This is a genomic window from Pseudomonas putida, assembly GCF_050990305.1.
GTDB lineage: Bacteria > Pseudomonadota > Gammaproteobacteria > Pseudomonadales > Pseudomonadaceae > Aquipseudomonas > Aquipseudomonas putida_AH.
This window is the reverse complement of sequence record NZ_CP158817.1, coordinates 286,436-307,839: the sequence shown is the minus strand read 5'-3', so window position 1 is coordinate 307,839 and position 21,404 is coordinate 286,436. Positions and strand designations below refer to the sequence as shown.

The 21,404-nt window shown below is 59.1% G+C and carries 25 protein-coding genes and 1 tRNA gene; 19 read left to right on the top strand and 7 right to left on the bottom strand.

Features of this window, described 5'->3' with window-relative positions:
• Positions 1-9 precede the first annotated feature (9 nt).
• The 3 genes from ABTV22_RS01470 (at position 10) to ABTV22_RS01460 (ending at position 3,560) form a co-directional block, all read left to right on the top strand.
• Positions 10-1,329: a S41 family peptidase gene (locus ABTV22_RS01470; protein WP_433738226.1), complete on the top strand. Its 1,320-nt coding sequence runs from the start codon at positions 10-12 to the stop codon at positions 1,327-1,329.
• A 2-nt stretch (positions 1,330-1,331) separates the two neighbouring features.
• Complete coding sequence (locus ABTV22_RS01465; RefSeq protein WP_433738225.1) at positions 1,332-2,108, top strand: divergent polysaccharide deacetylase family protein; 777 nt, start codon at positions 1,332-1,334, stop codon at positions 2,106-2,108.
• Between the two features lie 114 nt (positions 2,109-2,222).
• Positions 2,223-3,560 carry a Vps62-related protein gene (locus ABTV22_RS01460; RefSeq protein WP_433738224.1) on the top strand — a complete coding sequence of 446 codons (1,338 nt, stop codon included), beginning with the start codon at positions 2,223-2,225 and terminating at the stop codon, positions 3,558-3,560.
• Here ABTV22_RS01460 and ABTV22_RS01455 read toward each other — a convergent pair.
• The 7 genes from ABTV22_RS01455 to ABTV22_RS01425 form a co-directional block, all read right to left on the bottom strand.
• Complete coding sequence (locus tag ABTV22_RS01455) at positions 3,541-4,296, bottom strand: substrate-binding periplasmic protein (protein WP_433738223.1); 756 nt, start codon at positions 4,294-4,296, stop codon at positions 3,541-3,543. The two genes, ABTV22_RS01460 and ABTV22_RS01455, sit on opposite strands and share 20 nt — an antisense overlap.
• A gap of 78 nt (positions 4,297-4,374) precedes the next feature.
• The gene (gene hisF, locus ABTV22_RS01450; protein ID WP_007897430.1) at positions 4,375-5,145 is read right to left on the bottom strand and encodes an imidazole glycerol phosphate synthase subunit HisF; all 771 of its coding nucleotides are present in this window, start codon (positions 5,143-5,145) and stop codon (positions 4,375-4,377) included.
• A gap of 9 nt (positions 5,146-5,154) precedes the next feature.
• A complete protein-coding gene (hisA, locus tag ABTV22_RS01445) occupies positions 5,155-5,892 on the bottom strand; it encodes a 1-(5-phosphoribosyl)-5-[(5-phosphoribosylamino)methylideneamino]imidazole-4-carboxamide isomerase (protein ID WP_110965891.1) in 738 nt (245 codons plus the stop codon).
• 42 nt (positions 5,893-5,934) lie between these two features.
• Positions 5,935-6,195, bottom strand: coding sequence for a DUF2164 domain-containing protein (locus ABTV22_RS01440; RefSeq protein WP_433738222.1), 261 nt, complete (start codon positions 6,193-6,195; stop codon positions 5,935-5,937).
• On the bottom strand, positions 6,196-6,834 hold the full coding sequence (gene hisH / locus ABTV22_RS01435) for an imidazole glycerol phosphate synthase subunit HisH (protein WP_433738221.1): 639 nt from the start codon (positions 6,832-6,834) through the stop codon (positions 6,196-6,198).
• Entirely contained in the window at positions 6,834-7,427 is a 594-nt protein-coding gene (gene hisB, locus ABTV22_RS01430) for an imidazoleglycerol-phosphate dehydratase HisB (RefSeq protein ID WP_024778052.1), read from the bottom strand. The genes hisH and hisB overlap by 1 nt, the downstream gene beginning before the upstream one ends.
• A gap of 250 nt (positions 7,428-7,677) precedes the next feature.
• Complete coding sequence (locus ABTV22_RS01425; protein ID WP_433738220.1) at positions 7,678-9,339, bottom strand: OFA family MFS transporter; 1,662 nt, start codon at positions 9,337-9,339, stop codon at positions 7,678-7,680.
• 318 nt (positions 9,340-9,657) lie between these two features.
• Here ABTV22_RS01425 and ABTV22_RS01420 point away from each other — a divergent pair, with 318 nt between their 5' ends.
• The 16 genes from ABTV22_RS01420 to ABTV22_RS01345 all read left to right on the top strand — a co-directional run bounded on the left by ABTV22_RS01420 (position 9,658) and on the right by ABTV22_RS01345 (position 21,367).
• A complete protein-coding gene (locus tag ABTV22_RS01420) occupies positions 9,658-10,062 on the top strand; it encodes an acetyl-CoA sensor PanZ family protein (RefSeq protein WP_433738219.1) in 405 nt (134 codons plus the stop codon).
• A gap of 78 nt (positions 10,063-10,140) precedes the next feature.
• Entirely contained in the window at positions 10,141-12,369 is a 2,229-nt protein-coding gene (locus tag ABTV22_RS01415; protein WP_433738218.1) for an AsmA family protein, read from the top strand.
• Positions 12,366-13,433 (top strand): A/G-specific adenine glycosylase, encoded by a 1,068-nt coding sequence (gene mutY / locus ABTV22_RS01410; RefSeq protein WP_433738217.1) that lies wholly within the window; start codon positions 12,366-12,368, stop codon positions 13,431-13,433. Before ABTV22_RS01415 ends, mutY begins: the two co-directional genes overlap by 4 nt.
• Positions 13,430-13,702 (top strand): oxidative damage protection protein, encoded by a 273-nt coding sequence (locus tag ABTV22_RS01405; protein WP_057397205.1) that lies wholly within the window; start codon positions 13,430-13,432, stop codon positions 13,700-13,702. The genes mutY and ABTV22_RS01405 overlap by 4 nt, the downstream gene beginning before the upstream one ends.
• Positions 13,703-13,804: 102 nt before the next feature.
• Positions 13,805-13,880 (top strand) — tRNA-Phe (locus ABTV22_RS01400).
• 209 nt (positions 13,881-14,089) lie between these two features.
• Positions 14,090-15,295 carry a tyrosine-type recombinase/integrase gene (locus ABTV22_RS01395; protein WP_433738216.1) on the top strand — a complete coding sequence of 402 codons (1,206 nt, stop codon included), beginning with the start codon at positions 14,090-14,092 and terminating at the stop codon, positions 15,293-15,295.
• Entirely contained in the window at positions 15,292-15,849 is a 558-nt protein-coding gene (locus ABTV22_RS01390; RefSeq protein ID WP_433738214.1) for a hypothetical protein, read from the top strand. The genes ABTV22_RS01395 and ABTV22_RS01390 overlap by 4 nt, the downstream gene beginning before the upstream one ends.
• Positions 15,850-15,986: 137 nt before the next feature.
• Entirely contained in the window at positions 15,987-16,238 is a 252-nt protein-coding gene (locus tag ABTV22_RS01385) for a helix-turn-helix transcriptional regulator (protein ID WP_433738213.1), read from the top strand.
• Position 16,239: 1 nt separating this feature from the next.
• Positions 16,240-16,542 carry a helix-turn-helix domain-containing protein gene (locus ABTV22_RS01380; protein ID WP_433738212.1) on the top strand — a complete coding sequence of 101 codons (303 nt, stop codon included), beginning with the start codon at positions 16,240-16,242 and terminating at the stop codon, positions 16,540-16,542.
• A complete protein-coding gene (locus ABTV22_RS01375; RefSeq protein ID WP_433738211.1) occupies positions 16,539-17,015 on the top strand; it encodes a Rha family transcriptional regulator in 477 nt (158 codons plus the stop codon). The genes ABTV22_RS01380 and ABTV22_RS01375 overlap by 4 nt, the downstream gene beginning before the upstream one ends.
• On the top strand, positions 17,012-17,557 hold the full coding sequence (locus ABTV22_RS01370; protein ID WP_433741551.1) for a hypothetical protein: 546 nt from the start codon (positions 17,012-17,014) through the stop codon (positions 17,555-17,557). The genes ABTV22_RS01375 and ABTV22_RS01370 overlap by 4 nt, the downstream gene beginning before the upstream one ends.
• 2 nt (positions 17,558-17,559) lie before the next feature.
• Positions 17,560-17,847, top strand: a complete 288-nt coding sequence (locus ABTV22_RS01365) for a hypothetical protein (RefSeq protein ID WP_433738210.1) — start codon at positions 17,560-17,562, stop codon at positions 17,845-17,847.
• Positions 17,840-18,067, top strand: a complete 228-nt coding sequence (locus tag ABTV22_RS01360; protein ID WP_433738209.1) for a hypothetical protein — start codon at positions 17,840-17,842, stop codon at positions 18,065-18,067. The genes ABTV22_RS01365 and ABTV22_RS01360 overlap by 8 nt, the downstream gene beginning before the upstream one ends.
• Positions 18,064-18,942, top strand: coding sequence for a toprim domain-containing protein (locus ABTV22_RS01355; protein WP_433738208.1), 879 nt, complete (start codon positions 18,064-18,066; stop codon positions 18,940-18,942). Before ABTV22_RS01360 ends, ABTV22_RS01355 begins: the two co-directional genes overlap by 4 nt.
• Positions 18,929-20,728 (top strand): DUF927 domain-containing protein, encoded by a 1,800-nt coding sequence (locus ABTV22_RS01350; protein ID WP_433738207.1) that lies wholly within the window; start codon positions 18,929-18,931, stop codon positions 20,726-20,728. The genes ABTV22_RS01355 and ABTV22_RS01350 overlap by 14 nt, the downstream gene beginning before the upstream one ends.
• 336 nt (positions 20,729-21,064) lie before the next feature.
• Positions 21,065-21,367, top strand: a complete 303-nt coding sequence (locus tag ABTV22_RS01345) for a hypothetical protein (RefSeq protein WP_433738206.1) — start codon at positions 21,065-21,067, stop codon at positions 21,365-21,367.
• Positions 21,368-21,404: the final 37 nt, after the last annotated feature.

Genomic DNA, 21,404 nt, shown 5'->3' with positions numbered 1-21,404 from the left:
TCGTTCGACATGCTGCATTTGTCCCGCCTTACCTCGTTGGCCCTGACGATCGCCCTGGTGATCGGCGCGCCCCTGGCGTTTGCCGCTCAACCGACCCCGGCGGTCGCGCCTGCGGGCACTGCTGCGACCACCAAGGCGCCTTTGCCGCTGGAAGAGTTGCGCACTTTCGCCGAGGTCATGGACCGGATCAAAGCCGCGTATGTCGAGCCGGTGGACGACAAGACCCTGCTGGAAAACGCCATCAAGGGTATGCTCAGCAACCTTGACCCGCACTCCGCCTACTTGGGGCCGGAAGATTTCGCCGAGTTGCAGGAAAGCACCAGCGGCGAGTTTGGCGGCCTGGGCATCGAAGTCGGTGCCGAAGACGGCTTCATCAAAGTGGTGTCGCCCATCGATGACACCCCGGCCTCCAAGGCAGGCATCCAAGCGGGTGACTTCATCGTCAAGATCAACGGCCAGCCGACCCGTGGCCAGAGCATGACCGAAGCCGTGGACAAGATGCGCGGCAAGATCGGCCAGAAAATCACCCTGACCCTGGTACGCGACGGCGGCACACCCTTCGACGTGACCCTGGCCCGCGCCATCATCCAGGTGAAGAGCGTGAAGAGCCAGCTGCTGGAGTCGGGTTACGGTTACATCCGCATCACCCAGTTCCAGGTCAAGACCGGCGAAGAGGTCTCAAAGGCCCTGGCCAAGCTGCGCAAGGACAACGGCAAGAAGCTCAACGGCATCATCCTTGACCTGCGCAACAACCCGGGCGGGGTGCTGCAGGCAGCAGTAGAGGTGGTCGACCACTTCATCACCAAGGGCCTGATCGTCTACACCAAGGGCCGTATCGCCAACTCCGAACTGCGCTTCTCAGCGACCGGTAAGGACGAAAGCGAAGCCGTGCCAATGGTCACCCTGATCAATGGCGGCAGCGCCTCGGCTTCGGAAATCGTCGCCGGCGCCCTGCAGGATCAAAAACGCGCAGTGGTCATGGGCACCACCAGCTTCGGCAAAGGCTCGGTGCAAACCGTGCTGCCGCTGAACAACGAACGCGCCTTGAAGATCACCACCGCGCTGTACTACACGCCGAACGGTCGCTCCATTCAGGCCCAGGGAATTGTTCCGGATATCGAAGTGCGCAAAGCCAAGATCACCAGCGAGCAGGACAGCGACTACTTCAAGGAAGCCGACCTGCAAGGTCACCTGGGCAATGGCAACGGCGGCGCCGACAAACCGACCGGTTCCGGCAGCAAGGCCAAGGCCATGCCACAGGATGACGATTACCAATTGGCTCAGGCCCTGAGCCTGCTTAAAGGGCTGAGCATCACCTCCGGCCGTTGAGGATGATTCTGCGCGCCATCCTCGTACTGTTGTGCTGCCTGGCGGGTACGGTTCACGCCGAACCCGCTGGGTCGACACCTCGCAAGGCGTACCTGACGCTGATCATCGACGACCTGGGGCAGAGCCTGCCCAGGGATCGCCGCGTGCTGGCCCTCCCCGGCCCGGTCACGACGGCGATCATGCCCGACACGCCCCACGCCACCGAGTTTGCCCGCGAAGCCCATCGTGCCGGCAAGATTGTCATCCTGCACATGCCCATGGACCCAGCCACCGGCCCGTTCGCCTGGCACCCTGAGCTACCCATTGAAGAGCTCGAAAGGCGCCTCAACGCCGCCTTCAAAATGGTGCCCTACACCGCCGGCATCAATAACCACATGGGCAGCCGGATGACTGCGCAACCGGCAGCGATGGCGTGGTTGATGGCTGAGTTGCAACGTCGGCACAAGTTCTTCGTCGACAGCCGAACCAGTGCGCAGACTGTGGCGGCACAACAGGCACAAAAGATTGATCTGGCAAGCGTTTCACGGGATGTATTTCTCGATGACGAGCGCACCGAATCGGCGATCTACACCCAGTTGCAGACTGCGATCAGCCTGGCGCACAAGCAGGGGTCGGCGGTGATGATCGGCCATCCGTATCCACAGACATTGGCGGTGCTGGAGCGGGAATTGCCCAAACTCAAGGCGCAAGGGATTGAGTGGATCGATATCCGACAGATGATCAGTGTGCGCGGCAATCGCGCCACAGCCGCCCATGGTAAAGACGGTATCTACCGATAAGCCCTGCCAAGCATCGATAAATAATTACCGCCCGGTCCCTACCCCGACTCCTGAAAGTAAGCGCTCAACCCTCCGTGACTTCCCAAAGTCACCTTTGAGCTATCAGGAACACGTATGCAAACCAGCGAAAACGCAACATCGCCCACAGAGCAAAGGGCACCGATAAAGCTCGGTAATCTGTTGATCAACTTCACCACCGAGTTCCACCGCATTTGGGACAGCAAAGGCTCCGCTTCCGAACCTGGAAGCTTTTGGCGTCCGGCCCCCGCTCCCGATGCCTTGCCAGGGTATTTTCCACTCGGCGATTTCGCCGCCAACGGATTCGACAACATCAATGGAAACACCATCGTGGCCGTGGTTTGCGAAGACCCAACAGCGGATGAAGATAAGTCGAAAGGCAAAGCACTCAGCGCGCCCAAGGACTTTGAACGGGTCTGGAAAGATTCGAGTTCAGGTGCCGACGCTGACTGCACGATATGGCGCCCCATTCCTCCCACCGGTTATGTGGCATTGGGAATGGTCTGCTCCAATGGACGTGACAAACCGCTGTCCAATACGGTGCGATGTGTCCGGGAGGATCTGGTGATCGCGTCCAGTGTCAGCAACAGGATTTGGAGTGACAGTGGCAGTGGCGCCAAGCAGGACTTCAGCGCCTGGGGTATCGAACCGCCAAGCGCCGAAGCGGGGGAGATCTACTTTTCACCGGGCACCTTTATCGGCACCAATAGCCATCGCAGGCCCGCAGCCGATACCATCGTCTACTCATTGCGAATGCAAATACCGTTTCAAATCTCTACCCCGCCCGCGCCACCCGCTCTCTCCGGGCATGAATTGCCCGGAACCGAGTTGGCCACCATCACTCAAACGGCCGGACTTCCCTGGTTCACGGTCATTGATCCCAACCTGTCGCCTCTCGATCAATTCCAGACATCACGGCACTACCGACTGGAAAGATCGGATCGCTACGTGCTTGTCGGGCATGGCCACAATACCGGCACAGCCGGTCGGACCTTCAAATGGACTGCACCACGCGTGCAGAGGGCTGAATCGCTGGAAGGGTTCACTGACGCCACCACCATCAGGGTCGTGTCCGAGTGGCCGCTCTACGTGTCAAACCCAATGAACCTGCATGTGCTGCTGTCCTCTTCACTGCACTTCTCGGCGAAACTGAGCAAGGCGTTCACGCACACTGAAACCTCGCACATCGGCTGGACAACCTCCGCTGCCGTGGAAGTCATCACTCGCATCGCGAAAAAAACCAGTCTGGCGGTTTATGTGATGGAAAGTGACTACAAGCTGTTGCGCGAGGACGGCACCCAAGTGGCCAACAACGTCCTTTACACCGACATCGACAGCCTGCACCTGACCGAGTACACGACGGAAACAGACTGCAGCAGCCCCACTTCTACGCAGCAGCCAGTAGAACCTGTCGTTACAGATACCGCGCCATGATGTCGTCCACGCCACCTTCCTTGCGCAGCTGATCCAGAGCCGCCTGTAGCTTGGCAACGACTTCATCCGGCACTTCCTTGTTCAACGCCAGATAGAGTTCAGCGCTGTTGAAGCGCAACACCGTCTTGAGCCCGGTCACGCCGTCCTGCCTTGCCAGGTAACGGCCGGCCGGGTCACCGGTGGCCCACAGGTCAATCTGCCCGTTGACCAGTTTCTTGGCGTTGTCCTGATCGCGCAGCACAACCACCGGGTTCAAGCCCTGTTTGGTCAACGTCTCGGCAATCGCGTCGCCCTTATAGGCGCCGATCTTGTATTTGCGCGCATCGTCCAGGGTTTCGAGGGTGATCTTGCTGTCAGCCTTGGCCAGCATGATCCAGTCGTCCGGGCCAATCGGGCCGACCCATTTGAACAATTTCTCACGATCAGGCAGCCGCGCCATGACAAACACGCCATAACCGGGTTTTTCCAGGGTGAGTTTGTAGATTCGCTCCCAAGGGAAACGCAGCGTCAGGCTGTAGGAAATGTCGGCGCGCTTGAAGATCTCACGGACGATGTCCGTGGCGATGCCATTGATGTTCTCGTCCTGAGCGAAGTTCTTGCCGTTCTTCGCCATGTTGTACGGTGGGAAATTTTCAGTCAGCAACACCATGTCGGTGTCGGGACTGTCTTTAGCGTGAGCTCCATTGATCAATAACAGAGAAGCGCTGGCAAGGACGAGAAGAAAGCGTTTAAGCATGTCTGGCTACCGAAATCCATGGCGTACCCAAGAGTGCCTTGAGCCCGCCATGATGTCCACTGGCCTGCATCGGAATGATTAACGCATCACGATTCCGCGATGGGCCATATAAGCCTTGGCTTCCTGAACGGTGTATTCGCCGAAGTGGAAAATACTGGCCGCCAGCACTGCGCTCGCGTGCCCTTCGAGGATACCGTCAGCCAGATGCTGCAGATTGCCGACGCCGCCGGAAGCGATCACCGGAATGCCCAGCGCATCGCTGATGGCACGGGTGACGCCCAAGTCAAAGCCGTTTTTCATGCCGTCCTGATCCATGCTGGTCAGCAGGATTTCGCCGGCGCCCAAGCCTTCCATCTTCTTCGCCCACTCGACAGCGTCGAGACCGGTCGGCTTGCGCCCGCCATGGGTGAAGATTTCCCAGCGAGGGGTTTCGCCTGGACCGGAAACCTTCTTCGCGTCGATAGCGACAACGATGCACTGCGAACCAAAATGCTGCGCCGCTTCGCCGACGAATTCCGGGTTGAACACGGCAGCGGTGTTGATCGACACCTTGTCCGCCCCCGCATTGAGCAGGTTACGAATGTCCTGCACGGTGCGCACACCACCGCCAACGGTCAGCGGAATGAACACCTGGCTGGCCATGCGCTCGACGGTGTGCAGCGTGGTGTCGCGACCGTCGACGCTGGCGGTGATGTCGAGAAAGGTAATCTCGTCAGCACCCTGCTCGTCATAACGACGGGCAATTTCCACCGGGTCACCGGCATCGCGGATGTTTTCGAATTTCACACCCTTGACCACCCGGCCGTTGTCCACGTCCAGGCAAGGGATGATGCGTTTGGCCAGCGCCATGGTCAGTCCTCAGCCTTTGTACGAATCGCAGAAAGCTTGCGCTTCGGCGACGTCGAGGGTGCCTTCGTAGATCGCGCGCCCGGTGATCGCGCCGATGATGCCTGGCGCCTTGGCGTCGAGCAGCGTCTTGATGTCACCCAGATTGTGGATGCCGCCGGAAGCGATCACCGGGATCGACGTTGCGGCAGCAAGCGCTGCGGTGAACGGAACGTTGCAGCCCTGCATCATGCCGTCTTTGGCGATGTCGGTATAAACAATAGCGGACACACCGTCTGCTTCGAACTGCTTGGCCAGGTCGATCACTTGCACGGTGCTGATTTCAGCCCAGCCGTCGGTGGCGACGAAACCGTCCTTGGCGTCCAGGCCGACAATCACTTTGCCCGGGAACGCACGGCAGGCTTCGGCGACGAAGGCCGGATCTTTAACAGCCTTGGTGCCGATGATCACGTAGCTCACGCCCGCTTTCACATAGTGCTCGATGGTTTCCAGCGAACGGATACCGCCGCCGATCTGGATCGGCAGGTTTGGATAACGCTTGGCGATGGCGGTGACCACTTCGCCATTGACCGGCTGGCCTTCGAATGCGCCGTTCAGGTCGACCAGATGCAGACGACGGCAACCGCCCTCCACCCACTTGGCAGCCATGCTCACCGGATCATCGGAGAACACTGTGGAATCTTCCATGCGGCCCTGGCGCAGACGAACACAGGCACCGTCTTTAAGATCGATAGCGGGAATAATCAGCATCTGGCAAACCTTCAAATTTGAATGTTCAGCTTGGCTCGGAAATCAGTTTTTCTCGAGCGCCCACAGGTCGCTTTCGATGCTTTCGAACCTCTCCTTGAGGTGCGCCTGCACATCGAAAATCGCCCTGTTGTAATAGTGCGGAGCAATTTCGCGGGTAAACAGCTCAAGAATTTCCCCCGCCTCGAACGAACCCAGGTCCAGTTCGAAACGGTCCTCCATGAACCGCTGAATTTTCTGATTGGCCTCACGTTCCTGTTCAGGAGTGAGGGTCAGGATCGGCGGTTTGGATTTCTTGACGGCCATTTACCAGCGACCATCCCACGCCGCGAAGTTCTGCAAGAGTTGCAGGCCATGGGTATGGCTCTTCTCGGGGTGAAACTGCACGGCGAAACGCGAGCCATCGGCCAGCGCTGCGGCGAAATCGACGCCGTAATGGCCGCCGCCCACCACCTGACGCGCGTTGGCGGCAGCGATGTAGTAGCTGTGCACGAAGTAGAAGCGCGCCATGTCCGGAATGTCGTGCCACAGCGGGTGTTTGACCGTCTGCTTCACTTCGTTCCAGCCCATGTGCGGGACCTTCAGATGCTCGCCATCCTCGACCAGATCCTTGCCGAAGAACTTCACAGCCCCCGGAAACAGACCGATGCAGTCAACGCCATCGTTCTCTTCGCTGGTGTCGAGCAAGGCTTGCATGCCGACGCAAATGCCAAGGAATGGACGATCCTGACTCACTTCACGTACCAACGAATCGAAACCCAGGCGACGAATCTCCGCCATGCAATCGCGAATCGCACCGACGCCGGGGAAAACCACCCGGTCGGCTTCGCGAATCACGTTCGCATCGCTGGTGATCAGGACCTTGCCGGCGCCAACGTGCTCGAGGGCCTTGGCCACCGAGTGCAGGTTGCCCATGCCGTAATCGATAACCGCGACTGTCTGCATTACAGAACGCCCTTGGTCGATGGCATTTGCCCGGCCATGCGGTCATCAAGCTCCACAGCCATGCGCAGCGCGCGGCCAAAAGCCTTGAACACGGTTTCGATCTGATGGTGGGTGTTGTGGCCACGCAGGTTATCGATGTGCAGGGTAACGTTGGCGTGGTTGACGAAGCCCTGGAAGAACTCCTGGAACAGGTCAACGTCGAAGCCGCCAACGGTGGCACGGGTATAGGGAACGTGCATCTGCAGGCCGGGACGGCCGGAGAAGTCGATCACGACGCGCGACAACGCCTCATCGAGCGGCACGTAGGCATGACCGTAGCGACGGATACCTTTCTTGTCGCCGATGGCCTGGGTGAATGCCTGGCCGAGGGTGATACCGACATCTTCCACGGTGTGGTGGTCATCGATATGCAGGTCGCCTTTGCTGACGATATCCAGGTCGATCAACCCATGACGGGCGATCTGGTCAAGCATGTGCTCAAGAAAAGGAACACCGATATCAAATCGGGCCTTTCCGGTGCCATCCAGGTTGATCGAGGCTTTGATCTGGGTTTCCAGAGTGTCGCGCTCGACAGACGCCTTACGTTCGGCCATCACCAGCTCCGCAAAATCATTGGGCGAAAAAGGCAGCCATTATAGGCGTGCGGGCGCCAAACAGAAACACGGGAGGTGATATCGCTGACGGAGTGAATCCTTGGATACCGACGATAGACCTGTAAAGACATGTAGGAGCAAAGCTTGCTCGCGATGAACGATTACGCGGTGAGTCAGACACACCGCCATCGCTGGCAAGCCATGCTCCTACAGGAGAGCGCCGTGCCCGAGTGATCGGGCACGGCGTGTTTTAGTGAAACAGCACCGCCGTCTTCTGCAGCGTCACCCACACACCCCACGCCAACGGAATACCCACCACCAGCCAGGCAGCCACCGCCAGCGGTTTGGTACCCGCTGCCGCTTTCCACTCCAGCACAGTGCTGCTGTCAGCACCTTTGTCATGGCCCAGCGCCTGTTCGGCAGCCAGCTCAGCTTCGGTCATGAAGTACTTGTCGGCCACCGGCCGCACCAACAGGTTGCAGAGGAAGCCCAGCACCAGCAGGCCCGCGAGGATGTACAAGGTGATGTCGTAAGCCGCAGCACGTTCAACGCCGATGCTCAGCTGATATTCACGCAGGTAGTTCACCAGCACCGGCCCCAACACACCCGCCGCCGCCCATGCGGTCAACAGACGACCGTGGATCGCGCCGACCATTTGTGTGCCGAACAGGTCCGCCAGGTACGCTGGAACGGTCGCGAAACCACCGCCGTACATCGACAAGATGATGCAGAACGCCGCCACGAACAGCGCGATGTTGCCCAGATGACCGAGGTTCGGAATCAGTGCGTACAGTGCAAAACCCAAGGCGAAGAACACGAAGTAGGTGTTTTTGCGACCCAGATAATCCGAGAACGATGCCCAGAAGAACCGGCCACCGATGTTGAACAGACTCAGCAAACCGGTGAAGCCCGCAGCGATCGCCGCGATCGACGCCAGTTGCGAAGCGTCCAATTGACCGAAAGCGAGGTCATTGCCCAGCAACTTGCCGCCGAAGACTTCCTGCAACAGCGGCGAAGCCATGCCGAGGATGCCGATACCGGCCGATACGTTCAGGCACAGCACCAGCCAGACCAAACGGAACTGCGGCGTCTTCCATGCAACGTTCACGTGCACGTGACGATGGGTGATCATCGCGTTCGAAGCTTTCTTCGCCGGCGCAGTCCAGCCCTCAGGCTTCCAGCCGGTTGGTGGAACGCGGTAAGACAGCGCGCCACCGATCATGAACACGAAATAAATCGCAGCCATGGCCACGAAGCTTTGCCATACGCCGACACCTTCCGGCGAACCGAAATGGTTCATCAATGCAGCCGCCAGCGGCGCACCGACCATTGCACCACCGCCAAAGCCCATGATCGCCATCCCGGTCGCCATGCCGCGCTTGTCCGGGAACCACTTGATCAGGGTCGACACCGGCGAGATGTAACCCAGGCCCAGGCCGATCCCGCCAATGACGCCGGAACCGATCCACATCAGCCAGATCTGGTGGGTATAGATTCCCAGCGCCGAAATCAGCAAACCGCCACACCAGCACAGGGCAGACACGACGCCAGCCTTGCGCGGCCCGGCATGCTCAAGCCAGCCGCCCCAAATGGCTGCCGAGCAGCCCAGGAAGATGAAGAACAGGGTGTAGATCCAGCCGAGCATCGAGATCGGCCAGTCACATTGCGAAGAAAAGACTTGGGCGATGAAGCTCATGTCCGGCGCGCAGGCCAGCGGCTTGGTGATACCCAACGCCTTGGACAGTGGCAGCCAGAACACCGAGAAGCCGTAGGCCATGCCGATACAGAGGTGGATGGCCAGAGCGGCCGGTGGCACCAGCCAACGGTTAAAACCGGGCTTGGCGATGATCCGCTCCTTGGACAGGAACGAGGGCTGGTCGGCATAGCCGTCCGCCGCGATACTCGTGGTCATTGTGTATCCCCCAATTATTAGTATGGTTCGCCAGCCAATCCTCACCCTCAGCCTTGATGCACGCAGGCATGACCGTTCTTTTTCAGGGTGAAGCTCCATTTTGGTGCGACATCGGATCACAGAAGGACCGACGAACGGTTGAAGGTTACCATTTGCACGTGACAGAAAAGCCAAAGTGACATCACGTTTTGTACGTCATCTGATCTCTTAAACTTGTAGGAGCTGCCGAAGGCTGCGATCTTTTGATTTTGAATTGTTAAAGCAAGATCAAAAGATTGCAGTCTTCGGCAGCTCCTACACGCACCCACAGGACGCCCCATGCCCATCGTTGTTGAATGGCTGAAAGAAGCCACCGATCAGGATCAGCAAGATCTTCAGAAAATCTATCGCGACGCTCCAGAATGGCTGTTTGCACCGTTCACAGGGGACGTGCAACTGATTGAAACAAGTTTGATGGAAGGCTCGCTGATCGCAGGACGCTTCAATGATCGGTTGCTCGGCGCCGCTCGCCTGCAACGGCAAGCGGACGTCTGGCACCTGTCCCAATTATGCGTACGAAAAGTTACCCGACACCGTGGCGTAGCGGAGCGCCTGGTGCGAGAAGCTCAGACCATGGCCGCGCAATCCGGCGCCAAGTTGCGCCTGCTGGCGCCCGCCGGGCACCTGGAAGCCCAAGCATTGGCAGCCAAGTTACACGTGCCACTGGACACGCTGCCCGAGTGATCGCTGACCGAACGTTCGTTTCGGGGCGCTATACTCGTCGGCTAAATTTCGAATTCGACTAACTACAAGGACTCGCCCATGAAAGCGTTCGGCAAAATCCTGGGTCTGCTACTTCTCGGGTTGTTGCTGATCATTGTGGCGCTGGGCTTCGCCCTGACCCACCTCTTCGATCCCAATGACTACAAAGACGAGATCCGCCAGATTGCCCGCGACAAGGCCCACATCGAGCTGACGCTCAATGGCGATATCGGCTGGAGCCTATTCCCGTGGCTGGGCCTGGAGCTGCACGACGCTGCTGTGGCGACCCTGGCCAAGCCTGCCGAGCCGTTCGCCGATCTGCAGATGCTCGGCCTGTCGGTCCGCGTGCTACCGCTGTTGCGTCGTGAAGTGCAGATGAGCGACGTGCGCGTCGAAGGCCTGAACCTGCGCCTGAACCGCGACAAGGACGGCCACGGCAATTGGGAAGACATCGGCAAGGTCCCGGCCCCTGCCAACACCGCAGGCACCCCTGCGGCCGCCACCGGCGAGCCTCAACCGTCGACCACCGTTCAAGTAGAAAAACCGGCTCAACCCGTTCGCCTGGACATCGACAGCCTGACGATCAACAACGCCCGCGTCGAATACAACGACGAGAAAACCGGCAAGCAATTCAGCGCGGAAAGCATTCAACTGAGTACTGGCCCGGTGCATGACTCCACCAATATTCCGGTCAAACTCACCGCTTTCCTGGGTACCAACCAACCGGTTCTGCGGGTACGCACCGAGCTCAACGGAGAGCTGCGTTACGAGCGTGCATTGCAGCGCTACAAGCTCGAAGACATGAAACTCTCCGGTGAAGTTGCCGGCGATCCGCTGCAAGGCAAGACCATGACCTTTGCCGCTCAGGGGCAGTTGCTGCTGGATAAGGCCGCCAACGTCGCCGAATGGACCGGCATCAAAATCTCCGCCAACCAACTGCGCGCGCTGGGAGAACTGAAGGTCAATGACCTCGACAAGACCCCGCAAGTCAGCGGCGGCCTGTCGATTGCCCAGTTCGACCTGGCGAAATTCGTCGACAGCATCGGCCAGAAACTCCCGGCCATGGCCGAAGGCAGCCTGAGCAAAGTCGAGCTGGTAAGCCGCCTGGCCGGCACCCCCACCAGCCTTTCGCTGGATGACATCAACCTGAAGGTCGACGACAGCACTTTCAGCGGACGCATCGCCGTCGAGGACTTCGCCAAACAATCACTGCGCGCCACGCTCAAGGCCGACACCTTTAACGTCGATCGGTACTTGCCACCGAAATCAGCCGAGGCCAACAGTGCAAAACAGGTGCGCGAGGCCGAAGTCGCCAGTACCGAAGCCAACGCCATGGCGGGCGCCGGCAGTACACCACTGCCCCCAGCGCCAACCAAAGAGGCGTGGAGCAATGAGCGTCTGCTGCCAGTGGAACGCCTGAGCAAGCTGGATGTGGACGCCGACCTGACCTTCGGCCAGTTGACCCTGGAAAAACTGCCAATCCACAACGCCGCACTCAAGGCCACTGGCCAAGGCGGGCTGTTGACGCTGGCGAACCTGCGCGGCGACCTGTACGAAGGCAACTTCGAAGCCAAGGGCACCCTCGATGTGCGTCAGCAGACACCTGTGTTGAACATGCAGACGCAGATCAACCATGTTCCGGCGGAGAAAATCCTCGAAAGCCAGGGTAAAAATCCACCGGTCAAAGGCCTGGTCACGCTCAACAGCACCCTGACCGGCAGCGGCAACAGCCAGAAGGCGCTGATCGAAACCCTCAATGGCAATGCCAGCTTCGTCATCAACAACGGCGTGCTGCTCAATGCCAACCTCGAACAACAACTGTGCAAAGGCATCGCCACGCTCAACCGCAAAACCCTCAGTGGCGAACCGCGAGGCAAGGACACGCCGTTCCAGGAACTCAGGGGCAACCTTAATTTCCGTAACGGCGTGGCCAGCAACCCGGACCTGAAAGTGCGCATCCCCGGCATGACCGTCAACGGCAACGGTGATGTCGATTTGCGCGTGCTGGGCATGGACTATCGCGTAGGCATCATCGTCGAAGGCGACAAGAGCGACATGCCGGACCCGGCCTGCCAGGTGGGCGAGAAATTCGTCGGCATCGAGTGGCCATTGCGTTGCCGTGGCCCTCTGGAGCTGGGCGCCAAGGCCTGCCGACTGGATAACGAACGCATGGGCCAGGTCGCCAGCAAACTGGCTGGCGAGCGAATCAGCGAGAAAATCGACGAGAAACTTGGCGACAAGGTCAGCCCGGAACTCAAAGACGCACTCAAGGGGCTGTTCAAACGATGAGAGCCGAGCAGTTTTCAACGGCGGTGCTGGACTGGTATGACCGCCACGGCCGCCACGATTTGCCCTGGCAACAGGACATCAACCCCTACCGGGTATGGGTGTCGGAAATCATGCTGCAGCAAACCCAGGTCAGCACAGTGCTCAATTACTTCGACCGCTTCATGGCTTCGCTGCCGACGGTCGAGGCCCTGGCAGCTGCACCGGAAGACGAAGTACTGCACCTGTGGACGGGGCTGGGTTACTACACCCGCGCGCGCAATCTGCAAAAGACCGCGAAGATCGTCGTCGAGCAATACGGCGGCGAGTTTCCCCGTGACGTGGAAAAACTCACCGATCTACCGGGCATCGGACTGTCGACTGCCGGCGCCATTGCCAGTATCAGCATGGGTCTGCGCGCGCCGATCCTCGACGGCAACGTCAAACGGGTGCTGGCGCGCTTTACCGCACAAGAGGGCTATCCAGGGGAGCCGAAGGTCGCCAAACAGCTGTGGGCGAACGCTGAGCGCTTCACGCCACAAGATCGAGTCAACGCCTACACCCAAGCGATGATGGACCTGGGCGCGACGCTCTGTACGCGCAGCAAACCCAGCTGCCTGCTCTGTCCGCTGGAAAAGGGCTGCGAAGCACACATGCTGGGACTGGAAACCCGTTATCCGATTCCCAAGCCGCGCAAGGCCATCCCACAGAAACGCACGCTGATGCCAATGCTTGCCAACGGCGAAGGCGCGATCCTGCTTTACCGTCGCCCCTCCACGGGGCTGTGGGGCGGTCTCTGGAGCCTGCCGGAACTCGACGACCTCGACGACCTGCAACATCTGGCTACGCAGCACTCGCTGGAGCTGGGCGTCCAACAGGTCCTACCGAGCCTGGTACACACCTTCAGCCATTTTCAGTTGTCCATCGAACCCTGGCTGGTTCAGGTCCAGGAGACCGGCCATCACGTGGCCGAGGCCGACTGGCTCTGGTATAACCTCGCCACCCCGCCGCGCCTGGGCCTCGCCGCCCCGGTCAAAACCTTGCTCGAACGCGCGGCCGTCGTATTGAACGCAGGAGAGTCGTCATGACCCGCACCATCATGTGCCGCAAGTACAAAGAAGAATTGCCCGCCCTGGAGCGCGCGCCCTTCCCTGGCGCCAAAGGCCAGGACATTTTCGACCACGTCTCGGCCAAGGCCTGGGCCGACTGGCAAAAGCACCAGACGCTGCTGATCAACGAAAAGCGCCTGAACATGATGAACGCCGAAGACCGCAAATACCTTCAGGGCGAAATGGACAAGTACTTCTCCGGCGAGGATTACGCCAAGGCCGAAGGCTACGTACCACCTTCGGAATAACCCGCTTTTGCGGGGGTCGGATCGTAAGCGACGGTAATAATTAAATTTTTTTTGAAAACTTGCTTGACGACCCCCTGAAAAACCCGTTTAATGCGCCCCGTTGCCCAGATAGCTCAGTCGGTAGAGCAGGGGATTGAAAATCCCCGTGTCGGCGGTTCGATTCCGTCTCTGGGCACCACCTTTCGTTTTCAGGTGGTACCAACAACACCTGAAAGCCCACAGAGAACCCGCCTAGTGCGGGTTTTTTGTTGTCTATGGTTCCCCACCATTCCCTTGTAAGCCCAAACATATGTGAGTAGATTCGTGAGTAGATCCAGTTCGGTCTAGAAATCTACTCACACCACGGCGGCAAAATGCCCGCCCGGTGCGGCCTAGAAGGAGGCTGCTTTGCCACTCTCAGATACCACCATTCGCACCGCCAAGCCGAAGGACAAGCTTTACCGGCTGACGGACGCCAACGGGTTATGTTTGGAAGTGGCATCGACAGGCACCAAGCTATGGCGGTACCGGTACCGCTTTAACGGCAACGCAAAAATGTTGGCATTGGGTAAATACCCTGCTGTCACTCTGCTGAAGGCGCGTCAGCTACGCGATGAGGCCCGCCAACTGCTTACGGAAGGCACCGACCCCGGCGAACACAAAAAAGCCGCCAAACAGGCTCAGAAGGTCGACGGGCTGACTTTCGAGACGCTGGCGCGGGAGTGGTACGACTACAGCTCGCCACGATGGGCAGAGGCCACAGCCTACAAAACCAAGCTGTATCTGGATAACGACATCATCCCCGGCATCGGCGCACGCCCCATAAAAACCATCACCCGGCCCCAACTGGTTGAGCTAGTGCGCACTGTCGAGGCAAGGGGCACACTCAATGCCGCTGGTAAGATTCGCCAATGGCTACATCAGATTTTTCGCTATGGCTTGGCCAAGGGCGTCGTAGAGGTAAATCCGGCCACCGATCTGAACGTAGTGGCCGCACCAACCAAAGCCGCTCGCCATCACCCGCACGTCACCTTTGCCGAACTGCCCGAGCTACTGAGCAAGTGCGATGCCGCAAACATCCATACCCTGACCCGGCACGCCATCCGACTGTTGACGCTGACAGCCGTTCGCCCTGGCGAATTACGCCAAGCGCCATGGTCTGAGTTCGATCTAGATGCAGCTACCTGGACGATACCCGCTGAACGCATGAAGGCCCGTCGCCCGCATATCGTCCCCTTGCCCCGTCAAGCCGTTGCCATCCTGCGCCAGCTCTACGAAATCACCGGGCGTTACTCGCTGGTCTTTGCTGGCGCCAATCCTGAACGCCCCATGAGTGAGAACACCATCAACAAGGCTTTGCGGTTGGCCGGGTATGAGGGCCGACAGACCGGCCACGGCTTCCGCCACCTGCTCAGCACCGAGTTGAACGGGCGCGGGCACAACAAGGATTGGATCGAGCGTCAGCTTGCCCATGGCGACAGCGACGAGATCCGCGGCACCTACAACCATGCGGCCTATGTCGAGCAACGCCGGGAAATGATGCAAGCGTGGGCCGACTCCATCGATGCGTTATGCGGCGGCGCTAAGGTTGTTTCTATTCGGAGTGCTGTATGAGTACAAACCCCACAAAGATCGAGCGCGAGTTCATGGAGCCTTTGGATCGCCTGATTGAAGAGTTTTCGGAGGCCCAAAGCCAGCGCGACCCTTTGCGTTTCCAACAACTGAAAAGACTAATGGAGCTTTCCTTAGAAAATAAGCTCAGCGAAGCGAACGTCAAGGAGTGCCTTGATGACGCCTTTGCAACATTTGAAAAACTAATGATGATCTTTCCTGAAATCTCACTTCGCCTGACAGATGGCGTTTCTGCTCTTGTGTTTGCTGTGCTGAACAACAAAATCGCGATAGCGTGCGAGGTAGCAGAGCTCGAACGCAGTCGAGCCACCCCAAAGAAGAAATCAAGGGCTAAAGAGAGGGCTTGGGAAATTGCGAAGGATTTATGGATTGCCGATATCGACAAGAAGATCAGAATTTCCCAAATGGCTGACAAGGTTTACAAAGCGTTGCTAGAAGAAGGCTTCCACGATGCCCTTCCTGGCAAACCGGAACAGTTGGTCAAGTGGCTCAAAGAGAAAGAGGTGCCAGAGCACGCTAGTCGGCCAGGGAGATAATCCCCTCTAACGTCACGACTAACCCGTTTTTTGCGAGGAAAATCTCGTTTGACGTGACGGTAGAGGATTTTTAACAACAGGGCTTTCACTGAACATTTGACCCATCGTAACCAACAACGCCCCAGGAGGCGCAGACGATGGCAACTCAAGCCCACCCTATTCGCAAGTCCGAACACTCCACCCCCGCAATTGAACAACCCCGCCGCTTCATCAAGCTGGGCGAAGTCAAGACTCTGACTACTCTCTCCACATCTGAAATTTACCGTCGCATTGCAGCTGGGCGCTTTCCCAAGCAGGTAATGCTCGGGCCAAAGTCCGCTGTCTGGATCGAGGCCGAGGTAATTGCCTGGTGCGACTCGCTGGTCGCTCTGCGAGTGGAGGCTGCTTAACATGAGCCCAAAAAAAATGGCCGACCAACAGGCCAGCCACGAAAATACTCACGTAGAGAATACCATCGGAACAGCTCAGCGCGCTCGCCTTCTTGAGCGCCTGCAAGCCGGCCCGATTGATACCTTCACCGCCATCCGCGAACTAAATATCGTCCGCCCTGGTGCTCGCATTAATGAACTGCGCGGCCTAGGCCACAAGATCCTGACCCACCGCCTCACCTTGACTGACGATCAGGGGCGCAGTCACCAAGGCATGGCTCTCTACTACCTCAGCACCAACCCGCCGGCGGGGGTGGCAGCATGAACACAATCATGTTGACTCAAATCGGGAGCGAACCTCGTGTGGACAGCCGCCTGCTCACCAAGCAGCTGGGTAATCAACACAAGAACTCCATGGAGTTGATCGAGCGCTACCTGGCGAAATTCAAAGAGTTCGGACTTCTTCCGTTTCAAACGGAGGCAGTGAAAACGACAGGCTCTCGCGGTGCAAAACATCAGCGGTTCGCCCTACTGAACGAGGATCAAGCGTTCTTCCTGCTGTCGCTGTCTCGCAACACAAAACGAGTCGTGGATCTGAAATCCGACCTCATCATGGCCTTTCGCGAAGCCCGCTATGGTCGCGCCTGCCAGACGCTGCTGGCTCGCAAGGATGAAGCTAGCCAGAGCGGTCGCCGACTGGCCCATTGGCGCTATGACAAGCCTGGCATCCACCAGCATGTCGAGCACTTGAGAGAGCAGTTGAGGTTGCCTATCGAGCTGGAGGACGTGCGCGCATGAACACCATCACCACTCACCCAGCATCATCGTTGCTCAAACTGAAACAGGGTGTTGCATCCAAGATTGGCCGCATGTATCGTCCACCCGTCGCTGTAAATCCAGCGACCGGGATTGGCGTCCTGAATTCCAAGGCGGACACACCGCCTATTGCGCGGTTTTTTTGTGTCCGCAGCACGGCAATGCCTTTATGGGCGGGCCGTGTGGGGAGCATTCGTGCTCAGCAGCCCTTGGACTGCCACGCCAACCTGCACGGTTCCGCTCTCCATGATTGGCGTCATGGGAGCGGAGTTTTAGACCGCAATCCAAGGCACACCACAATGACCACGCGGCACATTCTCACACTCAATCCGTCCAAAGCACGCGCTGCTTTTCATCGCGCCTGTGCTATGGCCGCCCTTCATGCCGACTCATCGCTGAGCGTTCGCCTCAAGCGCTACAACACACAAATGGCAATCGCCCGAACCTTGGAAACCGCAGGCGCCCCGGACAACTGCGCCGAAGCCCACCACAACCAGCGCAACGCCGTTAACCAAGGGGCTTAACCATGACTAATTTTCAACACTGCCAAATGGCGGTGACGCCGAAGGCTTGCCTCAAGAAAACCACCGAGCTGTTTTACGTCACCCATCCTAAGGCGCCCAAAGCTTTGTTGGGGCCGTTCTTGAGCCAGGCCGACGCCGAGTGCGGGCGCGTAGTAATGCGAAGTGCTGACGCTGTTGTAATCGTCCGCCTGGTGGATTCAATCGACGATATTACCCACGGGCACGGGGCTAACAACGGTCGGGTATGCCGTGCCTTTGCTGGCGCTCGCTTGGGGGTGAATCATGGGTAACGTCACCCCCATCAAGCGCAAGTGTAACGGTGGCCAGTCCAGCGCAGACACTCACATCGACAGCGCCAGCTACGGGCTGCTGGTTGAAACCCTGATTGGCTTCCTGGAGCTGGGCATCGCAGAGGGTGATGCCGGTAGGCACTGTGATGAGCTGGTGCGCCTGACTTTCCAACTTCATCGGGTTGCCCAGCGCTTCACATCACCGAGGGACCGGGTATGACTGATGCCACGATCCTTTTCCGTGACGCACTCCAAATGGCCTACGGACCACTCGACTGGCTCCCCGTGCCCGATGGCGACATTCACCGTTTCCACGTCCCCGGCGACAAGTCCGGCACGCTCAATGGCTGGTACTGCCTGTTTGCTGACGGCATCGCCTCGGGCGCGTTCGGGAGCTGGAAGACGGGCGGTACCAGCACCTGGTGTAGCCGCGAACCGGTAGACGCTCGCGAAGCCGAGCAGGTACGCCAGCGCATCGAGCACGCCCGACGCCAGCGGGAAAACGAGCAACACAAGCGCCAGCTCAAAGCCGAGAACCTCGCTGAACGTTGGTGGCGTGACGCCCTCCGTGCTGATCCTGGCCACGCCTATTTAATCGCGAAAGGCGTCCGCCCCCACGGCTTGCGCCAGCGTGGTGACGAATTGCTGGTGCCGCTGTATGCCGGTGGCGTGCTGGTCAACCTGCAGCGGATCGCACCAGACGGCGGCAAGCGCTTCCTGTTCGGTGGTCGGATCAAGGGCACCTATTCACCGTTGGGGCGCATCACACCGGGCAAACCGCTGTGTATCTGTGAGGGCTGGGCCACGGGCGCAACGCTTCACGAAAGCGGCTACACCGTTGCCTGCGCCATGAATGCCGGGAACCTAAAGCTAGTGGCACTGACGCTTCGGGCGGAATACCCCAGCACTGAAATCATCATTGCTGGCGACGACGACCGCCAGACCGAGGGCAACCCAGGACGCACTGCTGCCAATGCCGCTGCAGCCATTTGCGGTGGCCTCGTAACGTTTCCTGAATGGCCCGCCGATGCGCCGGACACCCTCTCCGACTTCAATGATTTAGCCGCATGGAGCAAAGCCCATGGCATCGCCTGAAAACAACGTCATCAACCTGCGCCCCGAGGCGCCCATGGTCGAACCTGAGCGCCCGTGCTGGGGCGTGTACGAGCACTGGGTGACGAACGAGAAAGGCCGCAGATTGCGCCCCGGCGTGTACTGGCACGGCTTCAAACGCACCGCCGCCGATGATGAATCTGAAGACGATAAAACAGACCGTCCAATCACTGACGAATGGATCGCCACCCCCGTGACCGTCGTCGCTCGCACCACCAATAGCGACGATGGCAGCGAGGGCCGTTTTCTGCGACTTGTGACGGAAAGCGGCACCAAGGAATGGATCATCCCTATGGAGGTGTTTGGCGGCAGCGGTGAAGACGCCAGGCGGACATTGTTCGGCATGGGCGTGATTATCGCACTCAAGAAACGCGGCCAGTTCATGGAGTATTTGCTGGAGCAGCGCCCCGCTGAAGTGTTCGCCACCACCTGCCGCCCCGGCTGGCACGAATCGGGCGCCTTCGTACTGCCTGGCCGCTCCATCGGCAGCGACAAGGTGCGTTATCAAGCCAGCGGCAAAGGGCAAAACCTATTCAGCGTCCGCGGTGAATTGGAGGGTTGGAAAACCGAAGTAGCAGCCAAGTGCGAAGGCAACCCGGTGCTGACGTTAGCGATTGGTTGTTCTTTGGCTGGCCCGCTACTGAGCCTGGTGGGCGTGCTGGGTGGGGGAGTTCACCTGGTGGGTGACAGCTCTAGCGGTAAGTCACTGGCACAACTGATCGGCTCATCCGTATGGGGCGACCCCGGCATATTCGCGGCGAGCTGGGACATGACCAAGGGCGGCTTGGAGATAGAGGCATCGAGCCGCAATGACACCATGCTGCCGCTGGACGAAATCAAGCGCGCCGATCCCAAGCGTGTGCAGGAAATGGCCTACTCACTCGCCAACGGCCAGGGCAAAGGCACCATGACCCGCGACCGGGAGGCCCGCGGTAAGTTGAGCTGGCGCCTGCTTGCGCTTTCCAGCGGCGAGCGCTCCCTCTCCGAACACGCGGCCATCAGTGGCAATGCCGCCCACGCCGGCGCTGAGCTGCGCATGGTGGATATAAACGCCGGCACTCGTACCCACCGGGCCTTTGATGAACTGCATGGCCTAGAGGGTGCCGACTTTCACCGCCTGCTGACCGTCGCTGTTGGCTCCCATCACGGACACATTGGGCCAGCATTCGTGGAGAAGTTGCTCGCCAGCGACGACCGTCCCGGCCTGCTGAAAGACTTTGCCGGTATCCGCGCTCAGTTCATCGAGGACAACGCCCAAGCCGGACGTGTGGCCGATCGCTTCGCTGTCATTGCTTTGGCTGGGGAAATGGCAACCGCCTACGGCCTGCTGCCCTGGACGCCAGGTAGCGCGCTGGCCGACTGCCAGTTGCTCTATGGCGAATGGCTGAGTCGAGTAGGCAGTGGTAATGCCGAAGATCGCCAGATCCTCGCTGGCATCCTGGAATTCATCGACAAGCACGGCAGTAGCCGATTCTCCGATGTGGATGCGCCAGAAGTAGACGCCAAGGTGTTCAACCGTGCTGGCTACTGGGAAGTCGTGGCCGGAAAGCGCCTCTATCTGTTCAACAAGTCGGCGCTGACCGAAGCAGCTCACGGCCATGGCCTGACGCGAGTAGTGAAGGCGCTAGAAAGCGCTGGCGCTATTGCCAAGCACGATACCGACCGAGACAGCCGCAAAACCAAGAAATACCGCCTGCCTGCCGGTGGGTCTGCCCGCCTATATGCCATCGACCCAGACGCCATGGATGGTGAAGGGGTCAGCCAATGAGCACCACCATCACCAAACGCCGATGCCCGCATTCACAGGAACCTATAAACGTGGGGAACAGGGGGAACTGGGGAACGGCCAGTGAAACCGTGGCCTGTAGCCGTTCCCCCTTATTGAAGTGTTGGGGAACAGGGGGAACACAAACATGTTTTTGAATATAAGGCCCCGCGCAATTCCTGGCATTTGGATATCACTGTTCCCCACAATTTTCGGTGGGGTACAAGTTCCCCCTCTGGAAGCCCCGGAAACACAGGGTGTTCCCCCCGTTCCCCCGTTCCCCCGATTTTTTTTCACAGACACATTTGGGAGTAAGTGCGATCCGGATGAGGTGGCGCAATGAGCCTCCTTTCCGGCCTGCTCGGTCACATGCCGCCGAGCATCGTTGGCACCGACAAACCGACCATGGTGAATCGCACGGATCGTCCTCGCCTGGTGCTGGTCGAGCGCCCCACTCAGTTGCAGCCGAGCGCCTACACAAACGCAGCCAATGCCACGCCTGAGTGGCGCCAGGCCCGCGACCAGTACATCAACCACGTTATGACCTGTCGGGGCTGCTATGCGCCTGGGGGCCGGTATTGCCCGGTTGGCGCTGACTTGCTCGCTACCTACGACACCACGCCCATGGAGGCGACCCGATGAAGACTGAACAGAGGGTTTCTGCATGGAGAGAGTGAAA